Raw genomic sequence first — 16,972 nt, 5'->3', positions numbered from 1 at the left:
TATCAAGGGCTGGGGGTATCCCGCCCATATTGCCGTCCGCCGCTCAGGCCTTCCGGCCGATTGGCGCGGTGGCGATGACCACACCGCCGGTGACCAGCACGATGCCGATGGCGTGATAGGTCTCGAAGCTCTCCCCAAGGAAAAACGTTGCCATTATGATCGAGACCGGCGGCATCATATAAAGCGTGATGCCGGCCGTTGCCGGGCCGAAAACGCGCACCGTATGGGTGAAGCAATAAAAGGCGAGCAGCGAGGCGAAAAGAATGATGCCGCCGATCTTCGCCCAGGCCATCGGTGTGGCGGGCAGCATTCCGCCCTGCGCCAGTTCGAGGGCCGCTGGCGGCAGAAGCACCAGCGCGCCGGAAAGCGCAATCAGGCCGAAGAGGCTGAAGGAGGCCATCTGCCGGGCCGCCGGGTCGCGCAGCAGCAGCGAATAGATCGCAAAGGCGATGGCTGCCGTGAGGATTGCGAAATCGCCGATGTTGAAATTCATGTGCCATAGAGCGGACATATCGCCCTTGAGCACGATGGCCGCCACGCCGGCAAAGGCGATGATCATGCCCGCCACTTCGAGCTTTCTGATGCGTCGGCCCTGAAAGATGCGCTGAAAGAGGATGATGAACAGCGACGATGTCGTGTAGATCAGCGTGCCGTTGGCAGCCGTCGTCATGGTCAGGCCCCAATAGACCACGCCGCCGCAGATGCCCATGCCGAGAATGCCGAGTACGAGCCACAGCAGCGTTTTGTGGCGCAGGAAAGCCAGGCAGTTGCGCCAGTCGGCGACCATGAACGGCGCGATGATGAGGGTTGATCCGATCCAGCGGATGAAGGCGGCGATGAAGGGTGAGACCTCACCGACGACGCCGCGGCCGAAAATGACGTTGCTGGAGAAAAAGAACGGCACAGCCAGAAAGATGAGCCAGTCCGTGAGGCGGGTTTGCTGAGAGGCTGGCTTGTTTGACATTCTTCGCGATATGGCTGGGCTTCAAAAGAAAACGGCGGCTTTCCGGGGAAAACCGCCGAGATGAATCGAGCGCCCCGGGGAGCGCTCGATAGGCCGATCAGGCCGAGTAGTACATGTCGAATTCGACCGGATGCGGGGTCATTTCAAAACGCATGACTTCCTGCATCTTCAACTCGATGAACGAGTCGATCTGGTCGTCGTCGAACACGCCGCCGGCGGTCAGGAACTTGCGATCCTTGTCGAGGCTTTCGAGCGCTTCGCGCAGCGAGCCGCAGACGGTCGGGATCTTTTTCAGTTCCTTGGCAGGAAGGTCGTAAAGGTCCTTGTCCATCGGCTTGCCGGGGTGGATCTTGTTCTTGATACCGTCGAGGCCGGCCATCAGCATGGCCGCAAAACCGAGATAGGGGTTCTGGGTCGGGTCCGGGAAGCGGACTTCGACGCGCTTTGCCTTCGGGTTGGAGCCGAAGGGAATACGGCAGGATGCCGAACGGTTGCGGGCGGAATAGGCCAGCAGAACCGGCGCTTCATAACCCGGCACCAGACGCTTGTAGGAGTTGGTGGTCGGGTTGGTGAAGGCGTTGATGGCCTTGGCGTGCTTGATGATGCCGCCGATGTAGAAGAGGCAGTTTTCAGACAGGCCGGCATATTCGTCGCCTGCGAAGGTCGGCTTGCCGCCCTTCCAGATCGACTGGTGAACGTGCATGCCCGAGCCGTTATCGCCGAAGATCGGCTTCGGCATGAAGGTTGCCGTCTTGCCATAGGCATTGGCGACCTGGTGCACGACGTACTTGTAGATCTGCATCTTGTCGGCGCTGGAGACTAGCGTGTCGAACTTCACGCCCAGCTCGTGCTGCGCGGCAGCCACTTCGTGGTGGTGCTTTTCGACGACGACGCCCATTTCGGCCAGAACCGTCAGCATTTCGGAGCGCATGTCCTGCAGGCTGTCGATCGGCGGAACCGGGAAATAACCGCCCTTGACGCGCGGACGGTGGCCGAGGTTGCCGGTTTCATAGTCCGTGTCGTCGTTGGACGGCAGTTCGGACGAATCCAGCTTGAAGCCGGTGTTGTAAGGGTCGGCCTTGTACTTCACGTCGTCGAAGACGAAGAATTCAGGCTCTGGGCCGACGAAGACGGTGTCGCCGATGCCAGATGCCTTGAGGTAGGCTTCGGCCTTCTTGGCGGTGCCGCGCGGGTCGCGGTTATAGGCTTCGCCCGAGACCGGGTCGAGAATGTCGCAAAGGACGACCAGGGTGGACTGGGCGAAGAACGGGTCGATATGGGCGGTGGCCGGATCGGGCATCAGCACCATGTCGGACTCGTTGATGGCCTTCCAGCCGGCGATCGAGGAGCCGTCGAACATGACACCATCGGCGAACATGTCTTCGTCCACACAGACAATATCCATGGTGACGTGCTGCAGCTTGCCCTTGGGGTCGGTAAAGCGCAGGTCCACGAACTTGATGTCGTTATCCTTGATCTGCTTCAAGATATCGTTTGCGGTCGTCATTTAAACGTTTTCCTTGAGTGTGATGATGACGAGGTGAAAAGCCTGAGCCTCCCCGGCCCGGGACCTTCTTGATTATATGGCGTCCACGCCTGTTTCACCGGTACGGATGCGGATGACTTCCTCGATATTGGAAACGAAAATCTTTCCGTCGCCGATACGTCCGGTCTGGGCCGCATTGCGGATCGCCTCAATGACGGCTTCCGCATTCTCGTCCGCCAATACGACTTCGACTTTCACTTTCGGCAGAAAGTCCACAACGTACTCCGCACCGCGGTAAAGTTCCGTGTGGCCCTTCTGACGACCAAAGCCTTTTGCTTCCGTGACCGTGATTCCCTGAAGTCCGACTTCCTGAAGGGCTTCCTTCACTTCATCGAGCTTGAAAGGCTTAATGATCGCTTCGATCTTTTTCATGAGAAAATATCTCTCCGCTTCTCCCGTTAAAGCAGGTTCTTCCCGCTCTGCCACAAGAATGCACGTATTGTGCCAGATCGGAAGCGGGCTTGAAGAAAAAACTTCGCCCGCTCGGCTTTCCGGGACAAAATGCATTCGCTTTTGGCGGGTTTCCGGCGAATTTCTCTCGGAAATCCCAAAAATCCATCCGTATTTCTGTTGATTTGTATTATTTTAGTAATCTCTTATATTTTGAGTTTCGACACGGGTGTTTTGCCGGTATGTTTATATTTTATGCATTTGACTATTATTCAGTCACGCGGATCTGCTTATTTTTGTATCGATTGCCTTTCCGGCGTTTTGAAGGGATGATCGGCCCATGACATCCCTTCCACAGCTCTTCCTGATCGACCCTGACGTGATGGCCCGCATCGATGCGGCGGCCGGGCAATCCGGCATTCCGCTGTATGACCTGATGGAGCGGGCGGGGCAGGCGGTTGCCGCCTCGGCCCTGCGCCATTATCCGCAGGCGCTGCGTTTCGTCGTGCTTTGCGGTGGCGGCAATAATGGCGGAGACGGCTATGTCGCGGCGCGGGTGCTTTTGCAGAGCGGCGCGGCCGTTGCGGTTTATCATCTCGGTGATACTGCCGCGCTGAAGGGCGATGCGCGAACGGCATTTGAGCGGAGCGGGGTAACGCCGTTGCCGCTTGGCGATTATGTGCCTCTTGGCGGCGACATGGTGATTGATGCGGTTTTCGGGGCCGGATTGTCGCGTGATATTCCAAGCGAACTTGCCGATGTGATCGAGGCGGTGGCGAAGGCGGGCGTTCCTGTGCTTGCCGTTGATCTGCCTTCGGGCCTTTGCGGCCGCAGGGGTGCGCCTCTCCGTGCCTCATTCAAAGCGCAGCGCACGGTGACGTTCATGGCGCGCAAGCCCGGCCATCTGCTGATGCCGGGGCGGGAGCTGTGCGGGGCGCTGGAAGTCTTCGATATCGGCATTCCCGCCCGCATCCTTGCCGCACATGCGGGATCGGTGGCTGAAAACCATCCGCTTGTCTGGGGGCACGCCTTGCCGCGCGCCGATATGGAGACACACAAGTTCCGGCGTGGGCACCTGACCGTCTTTTCCGGCCCGACCCATGCGACGGGCGCAAGCCGCATGACGGCGCTTGCGGCGCTGAAGGCGGGGGCGGGGATCGTCACTGTCACTGCCCCGAAAGCGGCGCTCGACGTGCTTTCGATGACGCTGACGGCGGTGATGAACGCGCCCATGGACAATAGCGATGATCTTCGGCTTTGGCTGGAGGATCGGCGTCACGGCACTTTCGTTCTCGGCCCGGGTTTTGGTGATCTGGACAAGGCGCGGCAATTCGTGTCCCTGCTCGGAGACAGGGCAGTGGTGCTGGATGCCGATGCGATCACGGCTTTCAAGGATCATACGGAGGCGCTGTTCGAGCGCGTCACGTCCGGCACGGGAAAATTTGTCCTGACGCCGCATGAGGGCGAGTTTGCGCGGCTGTTTCCCGATCTTGCCGCAGATGCCGGATTGAGCAAGATCGAGAAGGCGCAGGTCGCCGCGGCGCGTAGCGGCGCCGCGCTGGTCTACAAGGGCGCGGATACGGTGATCGCCGCGCCGGACGGGCGGGTGCTGGTCAACACCAATGCGCCGGCGAGCCTTGCAACGGCGGGTTCGGGAGATGTGCTGGCCGGTATCATCGGCGCGTTGCTGGCGCAGGGCGCGCCTGCCTTCGAGGCGGCGGCTGCCGGGGTCTGGCTGCATGGTGAGGCGGGCAACAGGGCAGGCGCCGGCATGACGGCGGAGGATCTTGCCCACGCGGTTCGGCCGTTTAGGTGAGTTCCTCTGATGGTGTTGGGGTAAGGATTTGGGTCGGGTTTCTGCGGGCAGCTAGCAGCTCGTTGAACTTGTGTTTTTTGGCACAGTTCCATCATCCGTACTCCGTCACCCCGGACTTGATCCGGTGTCCAACGCGATCAAGTCCTTGATCGCGAGAGACTCTTTCACGGCGCAGACGCGCCGTGGCTGGATGCCGGATCAAGTCCGGCATGACGGAGGTGCTTTGTCTTCGATCTGCCTGCCATCGTGCCCGAGGCTTTTTAAGGCCGGGTCTTCAATGCGCGGCTTTGCCACCCTGGCTCGCCATCGCCATTCGCGAGGCGCTGATCAAGAGCTTGCGTTCGGCGCGTTCCTGCTGCGGCGTGCGATTGTAGATTTCGCGATAACATTTGGAAAAATGCGAGGCCGAGACGAAACCGCAGGCGACGGCGACTTCGACCACCGGCATGGCCGATTGCACGAGCAGGTGGCGGGCGCGGTCGAGGCGGATTTCAAGGTAATAGCGGGCGGGCGAGCGGCCCATTTCCTGACGGAACAGGCGTTCCACCTGCCGGCGTGACAGATCGGCGGCATCGGCTATGTCAAGCAGCGACAGCGGCTCGGCGAGATTGCCTTCCATCAATTCGATGATCGACAGGACCTTGCTGTTCTGCACGCCGAGGCGGGCGCGCAGCGGCAGGCGCTGGCGGTCATTGGGGCTGCGCACCCGGTCGGTCAATTGCTGTTCGCAGACGCGGTTGACGAGGTTTTCGCCGAAATCCTGGCCGATCAGGCTCAGCATCATGTCAAGCGAGGCCGTGCCGCCGGCACAGGTGTAGATGTTGCTGTCGACTTCGAAAAGGTCGGCATAAACTTCCACCTGCGGAAAGGCTTCTGAAAAACCTGGCAGGTTTTCCCAGTGGATTGCGCAGCGCTTGCCGTTCAGCAGGCCAGCCTGCGCAAGGATATGGGCGGCGGTACAGAGGCTGCCGATGGCGATGCCGCGATTATAGGCTTCGCGCAGCCAGGCGTTGACTGACTTGTTGATGTGCTGATCCACATCGATACCCGAACAGATGATTGCCATTTCTGCGCGGTTCTCGCCGGTAACATACCGACGCTCATCAGCGAGACAGGTGTCGACCTCGAGACAGATGCCGCTCGATGACATGACCTTCTGGCCATCGAGTGAGGCGATGCGCCATTCATAGGCTTGATAGCCCAACATTCGGTTGGCGATGCGAAGCGTTTCAACCGCTGCGGCAAAGGGCAGCATGGTAAATTGCGGAATGAGAAAAAAGACGATTGAGCGTTTCTTCTGGGAGTTTTTGCTCATTTGCCCGTGCTCCGTTGCGAATACGCAATTCCTCCCTTGGAATCGGTCTTCTGGATGTCCTGTTTCCGACATCTTTAACGAAAAATACGCCGTGGAATCGGGGCTGTCAAAAAATCGCTTTTGAAATATGCAAAATTTGCGACAAGCCTTTTAAAAAGGCGTCGTGTCGCATGTAAAACAGGCAGGCTTTTTTACGCCGTTGCCGGAGCGTATTGGCACGGGAAGAGATGGCTCGCAAGTCTTAAAATGGCTGCGAGCCACCGGTCAGAGGTCATTTGCGGATGGCGTTTGTGCGGTAATTGTCTGTCGTCGGCCATCCGATATCCTTCAATGTTTCAGGCGGCAATGCCTCAAGTGCGCGCAGCATCCGTGCACGACGCCATGATCTGTAAAGAGCGGAAACGTGGCCTGACAGGCGGTGAAGCCAGCCGCCGGAAGAGGGACGATGCGGAGAGCGGTTCGCCGCCGGGAGATAGTGTATCATGGTCATGTCCTTGATCCTTTCCTGAACCACGATTGATTTGCGCCTTCGATATGCGCCTGCATATTTCATCAAACAAGAGAATGAATTTCATATCATTCATCAATTATCGTAATGACTTACTGGCATGGCCCGCCGGCTGCGCGTCATCACATAAGGGGAGTTCGGCGCTTCATGACAGCAGGGCTTTTTTCGGTCCTGTCATTCGATGTCCCGGATGGTGCGCGCCAGTTGACATTCAATCAAACGAAATGATATCCATCTATAAATCAAAATATTTGAAGGTACGTGCCATGACCGTAACTTTCCGCCAACCGCTGCCGTTGCTGGATAACGACATATTGAGAACCTTCGTCGCGATTGCGGAAACGGGAAATTTCTCCACCGCTGCGGAAGTGGTGTTCAGGACGCCCTCAGCCGTTTCCATGCAGATCAAGAAGCTTGAGGAACAGTTGAAGACGACATTGTTCCTGCGCGATGCCCGCTCGGTAACATTGACCGCGCATGGGGAGACGCTGCTGACCTATGCGCGCCGCATGATCGCGCTCTCCAATGAAGCCGTGTCACGTTTCGTCATGCCCGAGCTATCCGGTGTGGTGCGTCTCGGCGCGCCGGAGGATATCGGGGAGCGTGGCCTGCTGCCGGGCATTCTCAAGCGCTTTGCCGAGGCTTTCCCCGGCATCATGATCGACGTCACCATCGATTCCAGCTCCAATCTCTACAAGCGGATGGACGAGCAACGGCTTGATCTTGCGCTCGTCAACTGTGCCTCGCATCCGCTCAGGGATACGGGCGAGGTTTTGATGCGCGAACGTCTCGTCTGGGCGGGTGCAAAATGCGGCACCGCTTATCTGCGTGACCCTCTACCGATTTCGATCTGGGAAGAAGGCTGCATCTGGCGTTCGGAGGCGATCAATTCGCTGGAGAGGCGCGGGCGCAATTTCCGGGTGGCTTATCTCAGCGGCCATACGATGGCGCAGCGCGCGGCGATTGCCGCCGATCTTGCCATCGCGCCGCTGCCGCGATCCTATGTGTTAAACGACATGGTCATTCTGGGCGACAAGGAAGGCCTGCCGGAACTCGGCTGCTTCGATATTCGCCTGATCATGGGCGACAAGGCGTCGCGTCCGGTGCTTGCGGTGGCGGAGAGCATTCGCAGCGCCTTTGTCGAGGTTGCCAAGGCGGCGTAACATGACCGGGCCTGCGCGGCCTTGAAGCGGGGCGCAGGCGGACATGGTGTCAAACCGCGACGGAATCCGGCGATGCCGAACGGTCGGCGCCGCCCGTTTGCCAGCTTCCGCGATTGACCAGCCAGTCGGCCGAATTCTGCAAGCCGCCAAAGGGAAAGACGTGAATTTGCCGGATCGGCCCTTGCGGATTGGCCTGCCAGTGCCGCTCGATCGGTCCGACGACGCTTTCCGGCGAATGACCCTTTGCCAGCGTTGTGAGGGAGAGCGCGTTTTTCTTCAGATAAGCGATGGAATTGCCGACACCGCAAAGTGCTGCATATTTCAACAGCGTCGTGATCTTGGCCGGGCCGGAAACGCCGATATGCACCGGCAGGTCGATGCCTGATGCAACAAGCCCTTCCGCCCAGGCGATGAAACGGGCTGCATCGAAACCGAACTGGGTGACGATGCGCATCGTCGCATCGCTTCTTTGCGCAAAATCACGCTTCAGCCGCAGCGCGGCAACTGCCGTCTCCTCGCTGAAATCCGGGCTGCCTTCGGGGTGGCCGGCAATGGCGATCTGCTTCATTCCATAGCGGTCGAAAATGCCTGACGACAGCATATCCATGCTGGAAGCGAAGGGACCGGCGGGCCTGTCGACGCCGCCGCCGACAACCAGCACATCCGATACGCCCGCTTCGCCCGCCAGCCGCTTCACCTGTTCCTCAAACTCCACGCGCGACGGGATGCGCCGCGCCGCAAGATGCGGCACGGGCTCATAACCGAGATCGCGCAGATGTCTCGCCGCATCAACGAGCCTGACCTGTGAGGCCGCGCCGGTGTCGGTCAGATAGACACGCACGCCCTGCGGAAAGAGACCGGCAAGGCTTGCCGGGCCAAGCACCTGTGCGGGTGAGGCTTCGATGGAGGCGGGGATGATGGAGGAGGCGGAAATGTCGAGCAATTTGTGCATGATCCTTTTGATTATCATGCACCGTTTTTTCGATGCCGTCTGTGCCTGATGCGGCAAGACAGCCCTGCATCTGCGACGAAGCTTGGCACCGCGGTGCAGCGAAGGATCACCAGATCCGTTTCGTCAGGCCGTTCCATAGCCAGGTCCAGATCGTCGGTGGAAAGCGCAATACCGATTTTCCGGGTGAGGGCGGCTGTGGTGCGAGGCTGCCGGATAATGCATCTTCGACGGCGTTGACGGCAATATCCACCGAGGCGGCGGTGAGAAGCAGCGGGTAGGTGGCAATCGTGTCTGAAGGTGAGGGTTTCAGCCGTTTTTCGTAAAGCGTGGCGCCGGTATCCACGCCCTTGTCAACCAGATGTACGGTTGCACCGAAATTGCCACGGTCCTTTTCCACCAGCGCCCAATACCCGCCCATCTGGCCGCGATAGGCAGGATTGATGCCGGCGTGGAAATTGATAATCGGGCATTGCAGGGCCTGCAGCGTCGCGGGCTTGAGAAGGCGGCAGGAAATGGTGAAGATTGCCGCCGGCTTCAACTGATTGGCGGCCTTGTGGCATTCCTCGTCGTTCAGCGAGGCAAATTGCGTGATGGGAACGGTATGGCCCAGTTCGGCGGAAAGGCCATGCTCGGCGATGATCTCATGGCTTCTTCGAACCGTGAAACGTTTGCCGAGGCGAGAGGCGACCATCGTCGCCATCTGGCCGGCGGCGGCAATCCAGCCCAGCCGACGCGCCCGCCGCCTGAGAATGACGGATTTGCTTTCCGGTTGTTCGACAAAGACGTGAATATCCGGAAAATGGGCGGCAAGCGCATTGATCATGATATTGGGGTTCACGCCGCCTGCCGTCATCACCAGAAGCCGATTGTTGATCTCAGTCATATCACCCACGATATTTTCCTCAGCCATTATCCAGGTGTGGAGTTTCCCTCGTGAACTTCAAAACCCTGTTAATTTTCATCGACTGGATTTTTTGAAATGCCGCTGGAACCGATTTTCGGGACTCACGTTATTGTGACGCATATCACATCGGCGCTTGCCTTGGACGGCAAGTCATAGGGGAGTTATTTCAATGATTACACGCATTCTTTCGACCGTTTTCGTGGCCTTGTTGACCGTCGTGACGCTCAGCTCTTGCGGCAACACCATCCGTGGCATGGGCCGGGATACGGCGAATGCCGTTGATGCAACGCAGGACGCCGGCCGCAATGTGGACCGCGCTGCCCGCCGCTAAAGGCACTCCCCTTAAATGTTCCGGCGTCACCCTGAAGCGTGGGTGACGCCTTTTCTTTGACTGAATTTCCCTGCGAATGTTCCCCTGACGAGAATCACGGGGTGGGCATGAACGGATCGATGAAAAGACTGGCGAAGCTGCTGTTACCATTGTTGTTGCCGTTTTCGGCGCAGGCCGGCGGGCAGGTGGATTTTTGCAAAAGCATGGACCATGCGGGCGGTCGCTACACCGTGTGCAGCTTCGATCCGGCAAAGAATACCATCCGGATCTATGATCGCGATCACGTCTCCGGGCAGGGGTATCGCTCCTTCGCCGACCTGTCCTCCGCGCTCTGGCGGCAGCATATGTTCAGCATCTTCGCCATGAATGGCGGCATGTATCATTCCGACTATTCGCCGGTTGGCCTGTTTGTCGAAAATGGCGTGGAACGTTCGTCGATCAGCACCCGGGGTGGCTGGGGCAATTTTCACCTTCTGCCCAATGGCGTGTTTTATCTGAAAGGCACGACGGCCACCGTGCTGGAGACCGAGGCCTATCTGGCGGCAGACCCAAAGCCGGATTTCGCCACCCAGTCGGGGCCGATGCTGGTTATCGACGGAAAGCTGCATCCGCGATTTTTGCCCGACAGCGACAGCCTGAAGCGACGCAACGGCGTCGGCGTCTCCCGCGATGGCATGGTGCATTTCGCCATTTCGGAAAATACCGTGCGCTTCTACGATTTTGCCACGCTGTTTCGGGATGTGCTCGATGCGCCCAACGCGCTTTATCTCGACGGCACCATATCCAGTGTCGATATTCCCGCAATGAAGCGGCGCGACATGCTGTTTCCCATGGGGCCGATCATCGCCGTTGTTGACCGGGTGCCGGATTAGATGTTCGCTTTCAGGAGGTTGTCCATTGGCAACGGGTCAAGGGTGCGTGGGGCTTACCTCCCTCTGTCCTGCCGGACATCTCCCCCTCAAGGGGGGAGATCGATCTGCGGCAAGGTCTCGCCCATCTCAGCGCCGGCGAATGAAGCGGTGGTAGCGCCGCTTGCCGATCTCCCCCCTTGAGGGGGAGATGCCCGGCAGGGCAGAGGGGGGGAAGCCCCATGCACCCTCGACCCGTTGTCAATGGGCAACCTCGTGAAAGATCACGACCAGAACAGGTTTTCGCCCGAAATCCCGCTCCAATCATCATGCTCCGCCGGAAGATCAGATCGGCGCTTTAGGGTAGGCCTTTTCAAGACCTGCCGATGCTGTCAGCCCCTTGCGGAAGGCCAGATAAGCGGGGTGCTGGCTGGTTCTGGCGGTTTCCGCGAGGCGAATCTGCAGGCGGGCGGGGGCGTTGGCGCCAAGCCATTCACCGGCGGCCTCCAACTTAAGACTGTTGAGGAAGCGGGCATTGGCCTGCTGGTCGAGATAAAGATTGAGGCCGGCCAGCAGGTTTTCATCCTGCAAGGCGTTTTCCATCAGCAACAACACCCATGCCTTGTCCTCGCTTACAAGCGACGTCAGTTTCGAGGCGACCGTTTCGCGATCGGGAAAGGAAGATGCCTGCTGCATGAAGTGAGTCCCGTTGTCGTTATCCGTCGTCGATAAAGCAGAGGTGTTGTGCTTTCAAGGCGCGGTGGCGGCGGAATAAATTCGACTTTACCGTGCCGGCGACAAAGGTTTTCAACAGGTGTTTGTGCAAAAGCTTTAAATAACGGTTACACTTTAGCCTAAATTGAGGCGAAGGCCGAAATGCCGGTTTTGGAAGCCGCGCTCTAACACCTTGTTTTTTCATGTACCTATGCGCGGGGCGAATGGCAGCCCGTCGAAAAAGCCTTCATTTAGCCGCTTTTTGCATTTGCCTTCGTCGCCGGATTTTAATAAATGCTTCTTCCAACGGGCCGGGTCTTGAAGATCCCCCGGAGAGTGAATAGCTGGAGTAATCATGGAAGAAACCGCTCAGAAATCCTGCTGGGGCGTTACCTTGCGCGCACTTGCAGGCTTTGCCGCTTTTCTCGCATTGACGTACATTTTTGGCAGCCCATAAGCACTTCTCCTGAATTGACGGGTTTTGAAACGGCGCGGTTTCCTCTGGAAACCGTGCTGTTTTCGTTTCTGCGACCTGCATGTCGCAGCCGCAAAAGCCGGTGACGCTCTTCGTTCTTGCCGAAGCGCCGGATTTCTCCGAAAATCCCGATAGATTTTGCATCCTATGCTGTGGTGGCGATCCGTCGCGGCTTTGGATATGATGATGGTGGAATCCATCAGTCAGGAAAAACTTCATGTTTCTTTCGGTCTTTGACGTCTTCAAGATCGGTATCGGTCCCTCAAGTTCCCATACGATGGGTCCGATGACGGCGGCCAATCGCTTTCTGGCGCTGATCCTCAGCGATGAGTGGCCGCGCCCTGCCGGTGCCAGCGTTTCGCGGCTGAAGGTCAGCCTGCACGGCTCACTCGCCTTTACCGGCATTGGCCATGGCACCGGGCGTGCCGTCATTCTCGGTTTGACCGGCGAGCGGCCGGACCTTGTTGATCCCGACGCCATGGATGCGATCATCGAGACGGTGGAAAAGGCCGGAACGGTAACGCCGCCCGGACATCCGACCTACGAATTCCGGGCAGCCGAGGATCTGGTGTTCGACAAGAAGAACCCGCTGCCTGGCCATGCCAATGGCATGACCTTCTCCGCCTTCGACAATCAGGGCAGGCTGCTGATCAAGCGCATCTATTATTCGGTCGGCGGCGGTTTCGTCGTAACCGATACGGAACTGGAAGCGATCAAGCAGCGCGGCAAAACCATCGATAATGGTCCGCGTGTGCCCTATCCCTTCGCCTCGGCAAAGGAAATGCTTGATATGGCAACCCGTTCCGGCCGTACCATCGCCCAGATGAAACGGGCGAATGAGGAGACGGTGGTTTCCCGCGACGAGTTGAACGACCGGCTTGACCAGATATGGGAAGCGATGGACGGCTGTATCGAGCGCGGGCTGAAAGTCGACGGCATCATGCCGGGCGGCCTGAAGGTGCGCCGTCGTGCCCGTTCCATTTACGAAAAGCTGAATGCGGAATGGCGCAGCAACCGGTTCAATCCTGTCATGGCGAATGACTGGCTGAGCGTTTACGCCATGGCCGTGAACGAAGAAAATGCCGCCGGTGGCCGGGTGGTCACCGCGCCGACCAATGGTGCGGCGGGCGTCGTTCCGGCCACTGTCCGATATTTCCGGCACTTCCATGAGGATGCAACGGTTGACGACGTGCGTGACTTCCTGCTGACGGCGGCGGCGATTGGCGGCATCATCAAGCACAATGCCTCGATTTCCGGCGCGGAAGTGGGCTGTCAGGGCGAAGTCGGGTCGGCGGCGGCCATGGCGGCAGCGGGTCTTGCGGCCGTCATGGGCGGATCGCCCGAACAAATCGAAAATGCCGCTGAAATCGCGCTCGAACATCATCTCGGCATGACCTGTGACCCGATTGCCGGGCTGGTGCAGGTGCCCTGTATCGAGCGTAATGCGCTGGGCGCCGTGAAAGCGGTGACGGCGGCGTCGCTTGCGCTGAAGGGTGACGGCCAGCATTTCGTGCCGCTTGATGCCTGCATCGAAACCATGCGCCAGACCGGCAACGACATGAGCGATAAATACAAGGAAACCTCCACCGGCGGCCTTGCCGTCAACGTTGTGGAGTGCTGAGCGGGCAGGGCGGCCGGCATCGTCCAGATGCTTGACGCCTGCCGCAAAAAGGCATTGATAGGGATATGCCTTTACATCTCATCAAACTTTGCGTTGGCGCGGATTCACTCCAGGATTTGAGAGACTGGGTCGCGCAGCGCTCGCTGACCGCAATGGCCGCAGGCCTGGAACCGCACAGTGTGCATACCACCCGCATGATCCCGAAAAGGGCCGAGGAATTGCTGGGTGGCGGCTCGCTCTACTGGGTCATCAAGGGGCAGGTGCAGGCGCGGCAGAAGCTTCTTGATCTCCGTTCCTTCAAGGGGGAAGACGGGATTACCCGCTGCGATCTCATTCTCGGCCCCGAAGTGATTGAGACCTCACCTGCGCCGAAGCGGCCGTTTCAGGGCTGGCGTTACCTCAAGGACGAGGAGGCGCCACGCGATCTCGGCGGCGGTGGTTTCGGCGGTGAGGACATGCCATTCGACCTGAGGCGCGAACTTGCCGAGCTTGGCCTGCTCTGACGCTTGTGGGTCTCTACGAAAATGAAAAAGCCGGCCTCCTTGCGGAGCCGGCTTTTTCATTGGGGAGACGGTATTGGGGTTCGCTGGTGTTACCGGATGCCGCCAACCGCATTGGTGGCGCGGCCATCCTGAATTTTCACCCAGCGACCGGGGTTGGCGGTGTCCTGGCGCTTCAGGTAGGTATATTCGGTTTCCGACCAGTTCATGACCTTGTTGCGCATGTTGTCGAGTACGAAATCGCCGCGATCGGTACGAACGGTCAGAACGGCATGGCCTTCACCATTCGGCTGCAGAACGACGGTGATAAGCAGGTTGGAAGCGGAGAAGCCCTTGTTCATCAGCATCTTGCGCTTCAGAAGCACGAAGTCTTCGCAATCACCAACCGTGGTGGGGTAGGCCCAGCGCTCTTCAACACCGTAGATTTCCATGTCGGTCATCGGTGTGATCGTGGTGTTGGCGGTGTAGTTGACGTCGAGCATCGCCTTCCAGCGCTCTTCGGTCAGCTTCATCGGGCCGGTGTCCACCGAGGTCGCCTGGCATTCGCTCTGATAGGTCTGGCAGAACTCATAATGGCCGATCGGCGGGTTGGCCTTGCCGATGACGCGCATGACGGCAGCCGGCGAAGCACTGGCCTGCTGGGCGAAGGCGCTGACGATGAATGCGATCAGGACGAAAACGATACGGTTGTTGTTCATTGCTTGTCTCCCCGTGTTGAGGAGACATTCGCAGGTATATTTTGATCCGGCGGAAATTTGCGAGAGGCAATTTGAGCTTAAATTTCAGCAAATTAGCCGTTGTTTTGAACTGTATTTGAGTCAAATTTTACGGGTATTCGAAGCAAATTTTATTACAATTTTACGGATCGCGGCCTTAGGCTTTTGGTAGCCATTTATACCGCTGTATTGACAGCGATTTTCTGTGCGGGGTGATTTTCACAGCCGCGTGAAGTCTTCCGGAGAAGCCGGGCAGGGAACGGATTTCCCGTTTTGGGATGGATGTTTCAGCTTGGGACGCCCTGAAAAAGCGGCGAAAAAAACTTCAAAAAAACTGCTTTTTCTGGGAAAAAATGTTTGAGCGGGCGCTTTCCGTCTCGATGTGCGGCCCTTGCCGACCCGGAAATTGAAGAGTTTGGCATGCCACGCCGCGCATCCGGAGGGATGGAAAGTGAAGGCTGGGACGGTATCCCGCGCTGAGGTGTTTCAATCTCGCCGTTTCACCCCTGCATCGGAAGCCCGTGGAAACGGGGCGACGCGACAGGGAGACTTCCGCGAGGTCAAGGGCTTGGCTGGCTGGATTCTGGCTAAAGGCCGGGCGACGAAAAAGACAAGCCGCAACAGATGCCCGTCAATACCGGGGGCACAGCCGTCGCACATTCAGCGTGACGGAAGTCGGGGCGCCAGGAATGTTGCCCATTCCTGATATTATGGATTTGCGGCTGTTAGTGGCTGCGCACGTTTCGAGGCGGTGCTTTAGAGAAATTCGATCAGCGCGTCCGGTGACTGGACGCGGTCGAATTCGACCGCGACGCCTTCCATGAAGTGGCGCACGATCTTGCCGCTCATGTTCTTGCCGAGCTGGACCCGGCTGCCGAGCGGCGGACGGTTTTCGACTTCGATGGCCGCGCCGGACAGGGAAAGGTCGATCAGCCGGCAGGAGACGAGTACGCCATCTTCCAGAACCAGATGCGCCTTGGCATTGCGCGGCGTCAATCGGTCGTGGCGGCGGTCTTCCGGCAGGCCGAGCAATTGGCGTTTGGCGATCCATGCCAGCTGCGCGGCGAGCTTCTCCCGCTTGCGCTCCGGTGCATTGATGGTGATGACGAAGCCGGAGGCGGTAAGCGACGTCACCGAGCCTTCGATCCGGCCGATATGCTGGAGATAAGCGATGACGCGGTCACCATTGCGAGCCATGCCGGAGCAGGTGAACTGCGCTCTTTCGGCGGTCATCTCGGTTGCGGTGCAATCATATTCTTCGTGGTCGGGCAACATGAGGCGGCCGGAAAAGGACACGACGACGGCGGCGTCGAGGGAGACCTCTTCAACCGGACGCAGGATTTGGGCAGTGTTGACCGAACGAGATGAAAACATGGACAGCGCAATTGTAACGGATGATGATGAGAAATCTCTACTCTGCGCGGGTTAACAGACTGTACTTCTTGATATCTACAATTCTTACTATCGGCGATATCGTTACAGTTTTGACCTATTTTTCAGCAAAGATTCCGGGTTGCCGGGCACCGTCCGTCCTTGCATTGAAGGAGGAACGGACCCGTCAACAGCTGCCTGCGAACGGTGTGACAGCAGCATGTGCGTTTGCCGAATATTGCGTCTGCGCGATATCCATTTGCAGCAGGCGGCTGCTCTTCATCCAAAGGCAATGGATGGAGGTTGCGAATTCATGACGTGGATGTGCCGGAAGCAAGGCCCCGAGCAGCCGCGGGGCGGCGCCTTCGTCCGTGCGCAGCGGCAGCAACAGCATCTCGAATGTCAGCGGTGCTGCGCCGAAGTCATCCTCCGCCTCGACATCGAAGACGACGGGCAATTGATGTTGCAGGATACCGCGCGCGACGCGGCAGGGGAAAACGGCTTTTGCCGCCGGCCACAGTTCCGAAAACGGGCGGTCGCGCAATTCCCGGCCAAACAGGTCGCAGATGCGCGTGCCGGCGAGACGGAAGAAGGGCGCTTCCTCTCCCTTTTCCGTCAGGATGAAGAGATCACCGAGATGATGTTTCAACCTTGCGGGATCGATGTCTTCGCGACGGGGGGCGGGCCTGTTGCCGCGCAGCTCGTCCCAATAGTTATATATGTCCAGTCCGGCCATGCTTTTCATAGCACCGTTCTCCATGTTCGCTTTTGGGACATCATGTCCATCCGAACGCCTGTATTGGGAGGTGTAGCGATTTTCGTGCCAGCCAGTTTTGTT

18 protein-coding genes are annotated in these 16,972 nt (G+C 58.5%); 6 read left to right on the top strand and 12 right to left on the bottom strand.

Going from position 1 to position 16,972, the window contains the following annotated elements; all coding sequences use genetic code 11:
- Positions 1 to 43 precede the first annotated feature (43 nt).
- The 3 genes from CFBP6623_RS07725 to CFBP6623_RS07715 all read right to left on the bottom strand — a co-directional run bounded on the left by CFBP6623_RS07725 (position 44) and on the right by CFBP6623_RS07715 (position 2,882).
- Positions 44 to 964: a DMT family transporter gene (locus tag CFBP6623_RS07725; protein WP_062653903.1), complete on the bottom strand. Its 921-nt coding sequence runs from the start codon at positions 962 to 964 to the stop codon at positions 44 to 46.
- 97 nt (positions 965 to 1,061) lie between these two features.
- Entirely contained in the window at positions 1,062 to 2,471 is a 1,410-nt protein-coding gene (gene glnA, locus CFBP6623_RS07720; protein WP_046798285.1) for a type I glutamate--ammonia ligase, read from the bottom strand.
- 72 nt (positions 2,472 to 2,543) lie between these two features.
- Positions 2,544 to 2,882, bottom strand: a complete 339-nt coding sequence (locus CFBP6623_RS07715) for a P-II family nitrogen regulator (RefSeq protein WP_003508042.1) — start codon at positions 2,880 to 2,882, stop codon at positions 2,544 to 2,546.
- A gap of 358 nt (positions 2,883 to 3,240) precedes the next feature.
- Between CFBP6623_RS07715 and CFBP6623_RS07705 the strand changes: the two genes are divergently transcribed.
- On the top strand, positions 3,241 to 4,716 hold the full coding sequence (locus tag CFBP6623_RS07705) for an NAD(P)H-hydrate dehydratase (RefSeq protein WP_046798286.1): 1,476 nt from the start codon (positions 3,241 to 3,243) through the stop codon (positions 4,714 to 4,716).
- Between the two features lie 274 nt (positions 4,717 to 4,990).
- Here the strand turns inward: CFBP6623_RS07705 and CFBP6623_RS07700 are convergent, their stop codons facing one another.
- Positions 4,991 to 6,031 carry a GlxA family transcriptional regulator gene (locus CFBP6623_RS07700; protein ID WP_046798287.1) on the bottom strand — a complete coding sequence of 347 codons (1,041 nt, stop codon included), beginning with the start codon at positions 6,029 to 6,031 and terminating at the stop codon, positions 4,991 to 4,993.
- Between the two features lie 271 nt (positions 6,032 to 6,302).
- Complete coding sequence (locus CFBP6623_RS07695; protein ID WP_046798454.1) at positions 6,303 to 6,521, bottom strand: DUF1127 domain-containing protein; 219 nt, start codon at positions 6,519 to 6,521, stop codon at positions 6,303 to 6,305.
- 242 nt (positions 6,522 to 6,763) lie between these two features.
- Here CFBP6623_RS07695 and CFBP6623_RS07690 point away from each other — a divergent pair, with 242 nt between their 5' ends.
- Positions 6,764 to 7,702: a LysR family transcriptional regulator gene (locus CFBP6623_RS07690; protein WP_170979853.1), complete on the top strand. Its 939-nt coding sequence runs from the start codon at positions 6,764 to 6,766 to the stop codon at positions 7,700 to 7,702.
- Positions 7,703 to 7,751: 49 nt separating this feature from the next.
- On the opposite strand, the gene CFBP6623_RS07685 is transcribed toward CFBP6623_RS07690, so the two are convergent.
- Positions 7,752 to 8,672, bottom strand: a complete 921-nt coding sequence (locus CFBP6623_RS07685; RefSeq protein ID WP_046798288.1) for a methylenetetrahydrofolate reductase — start codon at positions 8,670 to 8,672, stop codon at positions 7,752 to 7,754.
- 88 nt (positions 8,673 to 8,760) lie between these two features.
- Complete coding sequence (locus CFBP6623_RS07680; RefSeq protein ID WP_046798456.1) at positions 8,761 to 9,537, bottom strand: formyl transferase; 777 nt, start codon at positions 9,535 to 9,537, stop codon at positions 8,761 to 8,763.
- Between the two features lie 190 nt (positions 9,538 to 9,727).
- Between CFBP6623_RS07680 and CFBP6623_RS07675 the strand changes: the two genes are divergently transcribed.
- On the top strand, positions 9,728 to 9,889 hold the full coding sequence (locus CFBP6623_RS07675; RefSeq protein ID WP_003495552.1) for an entericidin A/B family lipoprotein: 162 nt from the start codon (positions 9,728 to 9,730) through the stop codon (positions 9,887 to 9,889).
- Positions 9,890 to 9,996: 107 nt separating this feature from the next.
- Complete coding sequence (locus CFBP6623_RS07670) at positions 9,997 to 10,761, top strand: phosphodiester glycosidase family protein (RefSeq protein WP_046798289.1); 765 nt, start codon at positions 9,997 to 9,999, stop codon at positions 10,759 to 10,761.
- Between the two features lie 321 nt (positions 10,762 to 11,082).
- Here the strand turns inward: CFBP6623_RS07670 and CFBP6623_RS07660 are convergent, their stop codons facing one another.
- Positions 11,083 to 11,433 carry a hypothetical protein gene (locus tag CFBP6623_RS07660; protein WP_046798290.1) on the bottom strand — a complete coding sequence of 117 codons (351 nt, stop codon included), beginning with the start codon at positions 11,431 to 11,433 and terminating at the stop codon, positions 11,083 to 11,085.
- A 265-nt stretch (positions 11,434 to 11,698) separates the two neighbouring features.
- Positions 11,699 to 12,145, bottom strand: a complete 447-nt coding sequence (locus CFBP6623_RS07655) for a hypothetical protein (RefSeq protein ID WP_162249004.1) — start codon at positions 12,143 to 12,145, stop codon at positions 11,699 to 11,701.
- On the opposite strand from CFBP6623_RS07655, the gene CFBP6623_RS07650 reads away from it, so the two are divergent.
- Positions 12,144 to 13,547: an L-serine ammonia-lyase gene (locus CFBP6623_RS07650; RefSeq protein WP_046798291.1), complete on the top strand. Its 1,404-nt coding sequence runs from the start codon at positions 12,144 to 12,146 to the stop codon at positions 13,545 to 13,547. The genes CFBP6623_RS07655 and CFBP6623_RS07650 overlap by 2 nt on opposite strands.
- A gap of 65 nt (positions 13,548 to 13,612) precedes the next feature.
- Positions 13,613 to 14,050 (top strand): DUF1489 family protein, encoded by a 438-nt coding sequence (locus CFBP6623_RS07645; RefSeq protein WP_080842030.1) that lies wholly within the window; start codon positions 13,613 to 13,615, stop codon positions 14,048 to 14,050.
- Positions 14,051 to 14,139: 89 nt separating this feature from the next.
- Here the strand turns inward: CFBP6623_RS07645 and CFBP6623_RS07640 are convergent, their stop codons facing one another.
- The 3 genes from CFBP6623_RS07640 to CFBP6623_RS07630 form a co-directional block, all read right to left on the bottom strand.
- Positions 14,140 to 14,745 (bottom strand): transglutaminase-like cysteine peptidase, encoded by a 606-nt coding sequence (locus tag CFBP6623_RS07640; protein ID WP_046798293.1) that lies wholly within the window; start codon positions 14,743 to 14,745, stop codon positions 14,140 to 14,142.
- A gap of 774 nt (positions 14,746 to 15,519) precedes the next feature.
- Positions 15,520 to 16,137 (bottom strand): PilZ domain-containing protein, encoded by a 618-nt coding sequence (locus CFBP6623_RS07635; RefSeq protein ID WP_046798294.1) that lies wholly within the window; start codon positions 16,135 to 16,137, stop codon positions 15,520 to 15,522.
- Between the two features lie 184 nt (positions 16,138 to 16,321).
- The gene (locus CFBP6623_RS07630) at positions 16,322 to 16,879 is read right to left on the bottom strand and encodes a PAS domain-containing protein (RefSeq protein ID WP_080842031.1); all 558 of its coding nucleotides are present in this window, start codon (positions 16,877 to 16,879) and stop codon (positions 16,322 to 16,324) included.
- Between the last annotated feature and the right edge of the window lie 93 nt (positions 16,880 to 16,972).

Source organism: Agrobacterium tumefaciens (assembly GCF_005221385.1).
GTDB classification, from domain to species: Bacteria; Pseudomonadota; Alphaproteobacteria; order Rhizobiales; family Rhizobiaceae; genus Agrobacterium; species Agrobacterium tomkonis.
This window is presented reverse-complemented; position numbering and strand designations above follow the sequence as displayed.